Below are 10,322 nucleotides of genomic sequence, written 5' to 3'. Positions count from 1 at the left end.
CTCGGCGCGGTCCCGGAGCCGCCGCCGGTGAAGGCCAGCGCGGCGAGCGAGGCGACGACCGCCGCCGACGCGGTGCCGGCGCCCGCCGCGGCGAGCCGGCGCCGCCCGGACGCCGCCGCGAGCATCCGGTTCCAGCGGGCGGACAGCTCGGACGGCGGCTTGGCGTGCCGCCCGCGGGAGGCACCGGCGGGAGTCTCGTTCACGGGCGGCACTTTACTGCCGTTGCGTCCGGATTCTGGGCGGATCCTAGGGATCTATACGTTCTCGCCGGGCAAGATCCCCGTTGCTCCGTTACGGGAGGTTGGCGATGAGCTCGGTGAGGGGCTTGCGGCGGCCGGTGTAGAACGGGATCTCCTCCCGCGTGTGCAGCCGGGCGCGCGCGCCGCGCAGGTGCCGCATCAGGTCGACGATGCGGTACAGCTCGTCGGCCTCGAAGGCGAGCATCCACTCGTAGTCGCCGAGCGCGAACGCCGACACCGTGTTCGCGCGGACGTCGGGGTAGTCGCGCGCCATCTTGCCGTGCTCGGCGAGCATGGCGCGGCGCTCCTCGTCGGGCAGCAGGTACCACTCGTACGACCGGACGAACGGGTACACGCACACGTAGGCGCGGGGCTCCTCGTCGGCCAGGAACGCCGGGATGTGGCTCTTGTTGAACTCCGCGGGGCGGTGCAGCGCCATCTGCGACCACACCGGCTCGCTGGCGCGGCCGACGGCGGTGCGGCGGAACCGCGTGTAGACCTCCTGGAGGTCGTCGGAGCTGGGCGCGTGCCACCAGAACATGTAGTCGGCGTCCGCGCGCAGGCCAGCCACGTCGTAGGAGCCGCGGGTGGTGACGTCCTTCTCGCCCATCTGGCCGAGCAGGTCCTGCACCTCGGCGGCGTCCTGCTCGCCGAGCGCGCCGGTGTCGCGCACCTTGAACACCGACCACATGGTGTAGCGGATGACGTTATTGAGTTCGCGCGCCTTCGGCCTTGCCGCCGGCTCCGTCCCTGACATCGTTCGTTCCTCCTCGACTGCGCAGATGGTCCAGCACCCGGTCGGCCGCCGCGTGCGCCGAGGCGATGCACGCGGGGATCCCCAGGCCGTCGTAGGCGGCGCCCGCGACGGCGAGCCCCGGCTCGCGGGCGACCGCGGCGCGGACCCCGGCCACGCGGTCGGCGTGGCCCACGTTGTACTGCGGCAGGCCGCCGCCCCAGCGGGTCACCCGGCTGTCGACGGGCAGCTCGGTGACGCCGGTGGTGGCGGCCAGCTCCGCCATCGCGACGGCCTTCAGCTCCTCGTCGGGCCTCTGGAGCAGGTGCTCCTCGCCGTACCGCCCGATGGAGCACCGGACGGCGATGAGACCCGGGTCGCGGTCGCGCAGGTGCGGCCATTTTACCGAGCTGAAGGTGACGGCCTTGACGCCGCGGCCGCCGGTCTCGGTGTCGCTCTCCACGCCCGGGACGAGGTATCCGCTGCCGTCCGGGGTCTTGGGGAACGCGGAGGCCTGGTAGGCGAGGGTGACGATCGCCATGCTGGCGTACTCGATGCCGGCCAGCTCGCGGCCGGCGGCGGGCACCTCGAAGCTCAGCAGCCGGGACGCGGGCGCCGCGGGCACCGCGATCACGACGGCGTCGGCGTCCAGCCGCTCGGGGTCGCGGGCGGACCCGATGGTGAGCCGCCAGCCGTCCGGGCTGCGCCGCAGCTCGCGGACGGTCGCGTTCACGCGCACCGTCCCGCCGGCCGCCTCGATGTCGGCGGCGATCAGCGGCGGCAGCCCGCCGAGCCCGCCGGGCAGGGTGGCGAACACCGGGCCGGGGTTCTTCGGCGCGGTGTCCCGGATGCCCTGGACGGCGTTGATCAGCGAGCGGTGGGCGCGCGCGGCGGCGGCGACGGCGGGCAGCGTGGCGTCGAACGACAGCCGCTCGGCGCGCCCGGCGTAGACGCCGCCGAGGAGCGGCTCGACGAGCCGGTCGACGACCTCGCGGCCCATCCGGGCGCCGATGTAGTCGGCCACCGAGACGTCGTCGCCGCGCCGCGTCTCGGGCATCACGAGGTCGAGGGGGACGCGGGCCAGCCCGGCCGGGGACAGCACCTGCGAGGCGGCGAGCGCCTTCAGGTCCGACGGGACGCCCATCACCTGGCCGGACGGGATCGGGCGGAGCGCGCCGCGGCTGAGGATGGCCGAGGAGGTCGTGCCGGGGTTCACCAGGTCGTCGCCGCGGCCGAGGTCGCGGACGAGGGCGAGGCCCTCGGGGCGGCGGGCGAGCATCGACTCGGCGCCCTCGTCGACCGGGATCCCGGCGATCTCGCTGACCCGGAGCTTGCCGCCGATCGAGGGGGAGCCCTCCAGCACGGTCACGCGGACGCCGGCGTGGGCGAGCGCGCGCGCGGCGGTGAGGCCCGCGATGCCGCCGCCGACGACGACGGCGTGAGAGGCGGGACGGGACGGGGTCATGCGTCCAGCCTTCCAGACGCTTCGCGAGGTCGCGCACCGGGGCGGCCGCACCGGGGCGGCCGCGGCGCGGTTTCTATCCCGGAGTGACAAGATCTCCAAGACCATGCCAGTAAATACTGGCGGACATGAAGTTCTGGAGAGTTCCGCTCGCCGCCGCCGCGGCGGTCGTCATGGCCGCCGGCCCGACCGTCCCCGCCCCCGCCTCCGCCGCGACCCGCGGCGACTTCAAGCGGGTGTCCCTGCCCTTCTTCTGGCCCAACAACTCCCTGCGCGACGTCGACGCCGCCTCGCCCGACAGCGTCTGGATCACCGGATCCCAGGGCGAGATCACCCTCCCCGGCCCGATCCCGGGAACGGGCACCTCGATCCCCGGCAACCCGGTCGTGCGCCGCTGGCAGAACGGCGAATGGGTGGAGTACGACCTGCTGGGCCTGCCGGGCCACGGCGGGATCAACGACGTCGACGCGGTCGGCCCCGAGGACGTGTGGATCAACGGCACCGACTACGACGCGAAGAAGCCCTACGTGGCGCACTTCAGCGGGTCGGCGTTCAACCAGGTGACGCTGCCCCCGGGCACCACCGCCACGACGCTGCAGGCGGACGCGTCCGGCGTCTGGCTCAGCACTTCCACCGACCTGTACCGCTGGACCGGCGACATATGGACGGACGAGTGGACGCGCGTCACCGCCTTCCCGGAGATCAGCCTCGACACGTCCTACGTCCGGGCCGACGATGACGTCTGGCGCCTCGGCACGACCTCCGAGTGGAGCTCGACGTTCGTGGCGCAGCACTGGGACGGGCAGACCTGGAAGAACGCCCCGATCCACGCGGACGGTCTCGGCACCGGCTTCGGCTTCACCGACATGGTCGCCCTGTCCCCCACGGACGCCTGGGCCGTCGGCACGGACTACGGGACCTCACCGGCCTCGGCCGTCATGATGCACTGGGACGGGACGGCCTGGACGAAGGCGGCGGTCCCCGCCGGGCTTAACGCGCTGACCAGGATCATCAAGGGCGTCGACGGCGACCTGTGGGCCCTCGGGCACAACCTGGACGAGGCCGCCAAGCCCGGCCTGCTCCACTACAGCGGCGGGACGTGGTCGCGGGTGCCGACCACCGCCGTCCCGAACCGGACCAACATCTACGCGACGGCGCTGGCGGCCGTGCCCGGCACCGGCGCGCTCTGGACGCTCGGCACCGTCAACATCGGCGGCCCGGTCGTCCTCACCGACGGCTGACACGCCACGGAACGGCGGGCGCCGGGGCACGGCCGCGCGGGGGCGGCCGTGACCCCGGTGTGCCCGGGCCGTGGCCGGATCGCGACGCCCGCGCCGGAACGGTGATCTGTACCACTCCGTCCAAGCGTCATGCTGAACGTCAGAAGCGTCAGGCAGGTCCCGTACGCACTGATCGTCCTTGTCCTGGCCGGGGTGCTGGGCGCGACGCTCGCGGCGTGCGGCGGCGGTGGATCCTCGGACTCGGGCGAGCGGAGCACGTCGGGCGGCGCCGCCGCTCCGGCGGCCACGCCGGGCGGTCCCGATGCCCAGCAGAAGCGGCCGGCCGGCGCGTCCGGCTCCGGAAGGGACGGGGGCGCGACGGCGCAGCCGCCGCTGCCGAGCGGCCGCGCCGTCGTCTACACCGCGGACATGCGGATCCGGGCCAAGGACGTGGACGCGTCCGCGACCAGGGCCAAGCAGATGGCGAGCGCGGCCGGCGGGTACGTCGAGCACGAGTCCGGGTCGAGCGACCCGCCCGGCTCGACGATCACGCTGAAGATCCCGTCCGACCGGTACGCCGGCGTGCTGGACCAGCTGTCCCGGCAGCTCGGCACCAAGCTGTCGCTGAGCCAGCAGGCCGACGACGTGACCGGCGAGGTCGCCGACGTCGACAGCCGGGTCCGGTCCGCGAAGGCCGCGCTCGCGTCGTTCCGGAAGCTGCTGGACAAGGCGACGACGGTCGGCGAGATCATCGACGTCGAGCAGGAGATCTCCTCGCGGGAGGCTGACCTGGAGTCGCTGCAGGCCCGCCAGAAGGCGCTCGCCCAGAGCACCCAGTACGCGACCGTGACGGTCACGCTGGAGGCGGCGGCCAAGCCCGCGCGGCGGCACGAGGACCGCGGCGGGTTCGTCGGCGCGCTCGGCGACGGCTGGCACGCCTTCACCGGGTTCCTCGGCGGCGTCGCCGTCGTGTTCGGCTGGCTGCTGCCGTTCCTGGTCACGGCCGCGATCATCGTCGCGCCGGTCGTGGCCTACCGGAACCGCCGCCGCGGCCGCGGGACCGCAGAACCTGACCCCGGCACCGGCGCGGATGAGGAGCAGCCCGTCGCAGTGGGCGCGGGCGATCCCGGCGGCGAGCCGGTCCGGCAGGACCCGCCGCCTCCCCAGTAACCCGTCAGTGCGCGGAGCTCGCCTCGTGGACGAGGTCGACGAGGCGGGCCAGCACGTCCGGGTTCGTGGACGGCAGCACCCCGTGGCCGAGGTTGAAGATGTGGCCCTCGGCCGTCCGGCCCCGGGCCAGCACGTCCAGCGCCCGCCGCTCGACCGTCTCCCACGGCGCGAACAGCACCGCCGGGTCGAGGTTGCCCTGCAGCGCCTTGCCCGGCTCGACGCGGCGGACCGCCTCGTCCAGCGGGACGCGCCAGTCGACCCCGACCACGTCCGCGCCCGCCTCGCCCATCAGCCCGAGCAGTTCGCCGGTGCCGACGCCGAAGTGGATGCGCGGGACGCCCAGCGCCTCGATCTCGGCGAAGATCCGGCTGGTGTGCGGCAGCACCGAGGCGCGGTAGTCCTCCGGCGCGACCGCGCCGGCCCAGGAGTCGAACACCTGGACCGCGCTCGCGCCCGCCGCGATCTGCACCTTCAGGAACGCGATCGTGATGTCGGCGAGCCGGCCCATGAGCCGGTCCCACAGCTCGGGCTCGCCGTACATCATGGCCTTCGTGCGCTCCTGGTTCTTCGACGGCCCGCCCTCGATGAGGTAGGACGCGAGCGTGAACGGAGCGCCCGCGAAGCCGATCAGCGGCGTGGCCCCGAGCTCCCCGACCAGCCCCTGGACGGCCTCGGTGACGTAGGGCACGTCCCCGGGCTCCAGCGGGCGCAGCGCGTCCACGCCGGCGGCGTCCCGGATCGGGTCGGCGATGACCGGGCCGACGCCGGGCTTGAGGTCGAGGTCGATCCCGACCGCCTTCAGCGGCACCACGATGTCGCTGAAGAAGATCGCCGCGTCCACGCCGTACCGGCGCACCGGCTGCATCGTGATCTCCACGATCATGTCCGCGCGGGCGCACGCCTCCAGCATCGGCACGCCCTCGCGGATCCGCAGATACTCTGGCAGCGCGCGGCCCGCCTGGCGCATGAACCACACGGGGGTGCGGGGCACGGGCCGGCGGCGGCACGCGAGCAGGAACGGGCTCTCCGCGAGCGGACCGGAGTTGTCAGCCGGGTTCGCAGCGGTGTCGTCGGGACGGGCGGCGTCAGCGGTCACGTTGTGATGGTCCCACGAGAACCCGTACCGGGCGCACCGGGGTGACACCGAAGTGACGGCGGTGACCCACGAAGTTCCGGACACGCCGAGCGAAGTCCCGCATTCTGTCACCGCCGCGTGCGAACGTGATGCGTGTCATAGCCGAGGGAGGTTCCCCCTTGCACTGCTCCACCTGCGGTGATGAACGTGTGTTCGAGCAGCCGCCGTGCTCCGACGGGCACGGCGCGGAGTGCCCCGAGCGGGTCTGCGTCGAGTGCGGAGCGGCCGTCCTGGTCGACCCGCCGCTGACGTCCCCCGGCCCCGCGCACGGCGCGCCCCCCGGCCGGCCCGCCGCCGCGTCCCCCCGGGACCCGGCTCCGGCGTCCCATGGCGGGACGGGCTCCAGACGCGCCGGCTCCTCGCCGGCCGCATCCGCGCGGGCCGTGGCCTGAACGCCGCGGCCCCCGAGACGAAACCCACTGTGCTGTGCCTGCATCCCCTCCGTACCCTCCCGTCGCGCGCGGCGGCACCCCGTCCCGGCACCACCGACACGAGTCCCGCCCCCGCACCCAGGCCGGTCCGCCCATGAACCCTCCCGCCTTCCAGCGGGCCCTCGACACGCTGCGCGAGATCCTGGACGGCCCGGGCCCCCGGCCCGAGCTCGACCTGGAGGACATGCCCGCCCCGCAGAGCCTGGCCCCGTACGCCGCGGCCCTGTCCGGGTCGGTCTACCGCGACGACGACACCGAGGTCGCGATGGGCCGGCTGATCGTGCTCTACGACCCGGACGGCGCCAAGGGCTGGACGAACGGGTTCCGCGTCGTCGCCTACATCCGCGCCGACCTCGAACCCGACATCGCCGCCGACGAGCTGATCGGCTCCGTCGCCTGGGACTGGCTGCTCGAGGCGCTGGAGCCGGCCGGCTACGCGGGCGTGTCCGGGACGATCACCCGCGCGGTGTCGGAGAGCTTCGGCGACAAGCGGGACGAGCCGTCCACGACCGAGCTGGAGCTGCGCGCCTCCTGGTCCCCGACCGGCGACGATCTGGCCGGGCACGTCGCGGCCTGGTGCGAGGTGATGTGCACCACCGCGGGCCTGCCCCCGGCGGGCGTCGCCGCGTTCCCGGACAGGCCCCGCGGCACGGGATCCTGAGTCCCCGGGGCCGGCCGGAGGGCGTCCCTCCAGGGGAGACTCCGGCCGCGTTGGAGCCGGCGGGGGGCACGGGGGGTCGTCCCTCCTCGGGAGGTACCGAGAGCGACGTACGGTAGGGGACGTGAGCACAGCGTCCGGAACCGAGGCGGCGGGGGAGAACACGGGAAAAGTGGGAGTGTCCGAAACGCGTGCCACCGGTCCCGACCGGGACTCCGGTGGCGAGGAGGCCGCCGCACGGCCGGCGGGCGCGAAGAAGGCGGCCGGGCCGGGCAAGGCGGTGCCCGCCGAGTCCGGTGCGGCCGAGGAGCAGCCCGGCGCGGGCGGTAACGGCGCCGGGGACAAGGCCGCCGGCGAGAAGGCGGCCGGCGACGAGCGGCCCCCGCCCGTGCTGCTGCTGGAACCGCGCGAGGGCGTCCCCCCGGTCGTGGTCGACGCCGCCGAGCTGGAACGCGTCATCGCCGCGTTCGCCGCGGGCACCGGCCCGGTCGCCGTCGACGCCGAGCGGGCGTCCGGCTACCGGTACGGGCAGCGCGCCTACCTCATCCAGCTGCGCCGCGCGGGCGCCGGCACCGCGCTGATCGACCCGATCGCCTGCCCCGACCTGTCCGCGCTGGACGCGGCGCTCGCCGGCACCGAGATGGTGCTGCACGCCGCCAACCAGGACCTGCCGTGCCTGGCGGAGGTCGGGCTCGTCCCGAAGCGGCTGTTCGACACCGAGCTGGCCGGGCGGCTGCTCGGCTACCCGCGCGTCGGCCTCGGCTCCATGGTCGAGAACGTGCTGGGCTTCCTGCTGGAGAAGGGCCACTCCGCCGCCGACTGGTCCACCCGCCCCCTCCCCGAGGACTGGCTGCGCTACGCGGCGCTGGACGTCGAGCTGCTGGTGGAGCTGCGCGACGCGCTGGAGGCCGAGCTGCGCGAGGCCGGGAAGCTGGAGTGGGCGCTGGAGGAGTTCGAGGCGATCCTGACGACGCCGCCGAAGCCGCCGCGCCCCGACCCGTGGCGCCGCACGTCCGGGATCCACCGGGTGCGCAACCGGCGCGCGCTCGCGACCGTCCGCGAGGTGTGGGAGGCCCGCGACAAGATCGCCCGCGAGCGGGACCTGTCCCCCGGCCGGGTGCTGCAGGACGCGGCGATCGTCGAGCTGGCGCTGAACCCGCCGAAGACCCCCGCCGAGCTGCAGGCGCTGCCGACCATGCGGGGGCGCGGCGCCCGCCGGCACCAGTCGGCGTGGCTGCGCGCGGTGTCGCGGGCCCGCGCGGTGCCCGACCGGCAGCTGCCCGAGGCCAACCTGCCCGGCGACGGGCCGCCGCCCGCGCACCGCTGGGCCGACCGCGACCCCGAGGCCGCCAAGCGGCTGACCGCCGCCCGCGCCGTCGTCGCCGCGCTCGCCGACGAGCACTCGATGCCGTCGGAGAACCTGATCCAGCCCGACTTCGTCCGGCGGCTGGCGTGGACTCCGCCGGACGAGCCGTCGGCGTCGGCGGTCGGCGCCGCGCTGCGCGGGCTCGGCGCGCGCCGCTGGCAGGTCGAGCTGACGGCGCAGCCGATCGCGCGCGCGTTCCTGCGGCTCGACTTCCCCCAGTGACGGCTTCCCCCGGTGACGGCCGCCGCCGTGGTGCGCCGCCGCATGTGAGGCGCGTCTCGCCGGACGAGGTGAGCCGATCGGGTCTTGCGGGGGGGCGCCGCCGGGGCACACACTGGCTTAGGTTAGCTTTGCCTAAACCATTCGTGCGTCTCGAGGAGGGCAGCGATGCTCCTGGGCAACTTCCTCATCGGAATGCGTGAGGGGCTGGAGGCCGCCCTGGTCGTCAGCATCCTCATCGCCTATCTGGTGAAGACCGGCAACCGCCGGGCCCTCGTCCCCGTCTGGACGGGCATCGCGATCGCGGTCGCGCTCGCCGTCGGGTTCGGCGTCGCGCTCACCGCGGCGTCCTCGGAGATGCAGTTCAAGACCCAGGAGCTGTTCGGCGGCGTGCTGTCGATCGTCGCGGTCGGCCTCGTCACCTGGATGGTCTTCTGGATGCGCAAGACCGCCCGGTTCATAAAGTCGGAGCTGGAGGGCAGGCTCGAAGGGGCCCTGAACGTCGGGCCGCTCGCGCTCGCCGCCGTCGCGCTGCTGTCGGTCGGCCGCGAGGGCATCGAGACCGTGCTGTTCCTGTGGACGAACATCCAGAGCTCGTCCGGCGGCTCCACCCAGCCGATCATCGGCGCGGCCCTCGGCCTGGTCGTCGCGATCGTGCTCGGCTACCTGCTCTACCGCGGCGGCCTCAAGATCAACCTGGGCCGGTTCTTCACCTGGACGGGCGGCGCGCTGATCGTCGTCGCGGCGGGCGTGTTCGGCTACGGCTTCCACGACCTGCAGGAGGCCGACGTGCTGCCCGGCCTGAACGCGGTCGCGATCGAGCCGCACCTGTTCTTCGACAAGCTCGGCACCCCCGGCGACTGGCTGCAGACCGTCCTGCAGGGCGTCCTGAACGTCACCCCGCAGATCACCTGGCTGCAGCTGATCATGTGGGCGGTGTACCTGGTGCCGGTGATGGCGCTGTTCCTGCGCAAGACCGGCCCGTCCCGGCCCGCCCCCGCCGCGAAGAAGACCGTCGAGCCCGCGCCGAGCTCCTGACGCGGGGCCCGGTCCCCGCTACAGGTCGGGCAGCGGATCGCGGGGCAGGCTGTCGCGGGCGAAGACCTCGCTGTCGGCGGCGTTGACGACCGGGACGTACTCGTCGTCCACCTCGAACGCGGCGCCGGCGAACTCGAACGACGCGCCGCCGCCGGTCTCCACCGGGCCGATCCTCGTCCCGCGCGGGTAGGCGCCCCAGATGCTCTTCGGCGTGCTGCGGCCGAGCGCGCCGGTGGAGATCACGGCGACCTGGTCGTCGGTGACGACGAAGATGAAGCCCGCCCCGCCGCCGTAGGCCGTCGCGGGGAAGATGTAGCGGATCTCGCCGTCGGTACCGAGGAACTCGCGGCAACGCTCGCGCAGCGGACGTGGCACGGGCATGGCTGTGCGGGCACCTCCCGGGGAGGACGTCGTCGGTGCCCCCATCATGCACCGGTTCGCCGGACCAAGACCAGAGCCGGATCAGGGACGGCGGCCGAGCGGGACCGGCGCGCGGCAGGGCGGCGGAGCGTCAGACCGCGGCCAGCGCGACCGTCGGCGACAGCCGCGCCGCCCGCACCGCCGGGTACAGGCCCGCGACGGTCCCGATCAGCAGCGTCGCGCCGAGCGCGCCGGCCGGCGCCCACGCCGGCAGCACCGGCGGCCACCCCC

The 10,322-nt window shown here is 74.3% G+C and carries 10 protein-coding genes; 5 read left to right on the top strand and 5 right to left on the bottom strand.

Features of this window, described 5'->3' with window-relative positions; all coding sequences use genetic code 11:
* From F9B16_RS45525 to hemG, 3 genes are all read right to left on the bottom strand, one after another.
* Nucleotides 1–203, bottom strand: a 203-nt coding sequence (locus F9B16_RS45525) for a hypothetical protein (protein WP_151546502.1), incomplete at its 3' end; no start/stop codon positions are given.
* An 88-nt stretch (nt 204–291) separates the two neighbouring features.
* The gene (hemQ, locus tag F9B16_RS45520; RefSeq protein WP_151546501.1) at nt 292–996 is read right to left on the bottom strand and encodes a hydrogen peroxide-dependent heme synthase; all 705 of its coding nucleotides are present in this window, start codon (nt 994–996) and stop codon (nt 292–294) included.
* Complete coding sequence (hemG, locus tag F9B16_RS45515; protein ID WP_151546500.1) at nt 947–2,437, bottom strand: protoporphyrinogen oxidase; 1,491 nt, start codon at nt 2,435–2,437, stop codon at nt 947–949. Before hemG ends, hemQ begins: the two co-directional genes overlap by 50 nt.
* 125 nt (nt 2,438–2,562) lie before the next feature.
* On the opposite strand from hemG, the gene F9B16_RS45510 reads away from it, so the two are divergent.
* Both F9B16_RS45510 and F9B16_RS45505 read left to right on the top strand, forming a co-directional pair.
* The gene (locus F9B16_RS45510; RefSeq protein ID WP_151546499.1) at nt 2,563–3,675 is read left to right on the top strand and encodes a ligand-binding sensor domain-containing protein; all 1,113 of its coding nucleotides are present in this window, start codon (nt 2,563–2,565) and stop codon (nt 3,673–3,675) included.
* A gap of 129 nt (nt 3,676–3,804) precedes the next feature.
* Entirely contained in the window at nt 3,805–4,824 is a 1,020-nt protein-coding gene (locus tag F9B16_RS45505; RefSeq protein ID WP_151546498.1) for a DUF4349 domain-containing protein, read from the top strand.
* Nucleotides 4,825–4,828: 4 nt separating this feature from the next.
* On the opposite strand, the gene hemE is transcribed toward F9B16_RS45505, so the two are convergent.
* Nucleotides 4,829–5,839, bottom strand: a complete 1,011-nt coding sequence (gene hemE, locus F9B16_RS45500; RefSeq protein WP_264159863.1) for a uroporphyrinogen decarboxylase — start codon at nt 5,837–5,839, stop codon at nt 4,829–4,831.
* A gap of 645 nt (nt 5,840–6,484) precedes the next feature.
* On the opposite strand from hemE, the gene F9B16_RS45490 reads away from it, so the two are divergent.
* The 3 genes from F9B16_RS45490 to efeU all read left to right on the top strand — a co-directional run bounded on the left by F9B16_RS45490 (nt 6,485) and on the right by efeU (nt 9,671).
* Nucleotides 6,485–7,051 (top strand): DUF3000 domain-containing protein, encoded by a 567-nt coding sequence (locus F9B16_RS45490; RefSeq protein WP_151546495.1) that lies wholly within the window; start codon nt 6,485–6,487, stop codon nt 7,049–7,051.
* Between the two features lie 385 nt (nt 7,052–7,436).
* Entirely contained in the window at nt 7,437–8,636 is a 1,200-nt protein-coding gene (locus F9B16_RS45485; RefSeq protein WP_192809325.1) for a ribonuclease D, read from the top strand.
* Between the two features lie 165 nt (nt 8,637–8,801).
* Nucleotides 8,802–9,671 carry an iron uptake transporter permease EfeU gene (efeU, locus tag F9B16_RS45480; protein ID WP_151546494.1) on the top strand — a complete coding sequence of 290 codons (870 nt, stop codon included), beginning with the start codon at nt 8,802–8,804 and terminating at the stop codon, nt 9,669–9,671.
* Between the two features lie 18 nt (nt 9,672–9,689).
* Here the strand turns inward: efeU and F9B16_RS45475 are convergent, their stop codons facing one another.
* Nucleotides 9,690–10,052 carry a hypothetical protein gene (locus F9B16_RS45475; RefSeq protein WP_151546493.1) on the bottom strand — a complete coding sequence of 121 codons (363 nt, stop codon included), beginning with the start codon at nt 10,050–10,052 and terminating at the stop codon, nt 9,690–9,692.
* Nucleotides 10,053–10,322 lie beyond the last annotated feature (270 nt).

This window comes from Actinomadura montaniterrae (assembly GCF_008923365.1).
Lineage (GTDB): Bacteria > Actinomycetota > Actinomycetes > Streptosporangiales > Streptosporangiaceae > Spirillospora > Spirillospora montaniterrae.
Note: the sequence above shows the minus strand (reverse complement) of the source record. Positions and strands in the feature narration are given on the sequence as shown.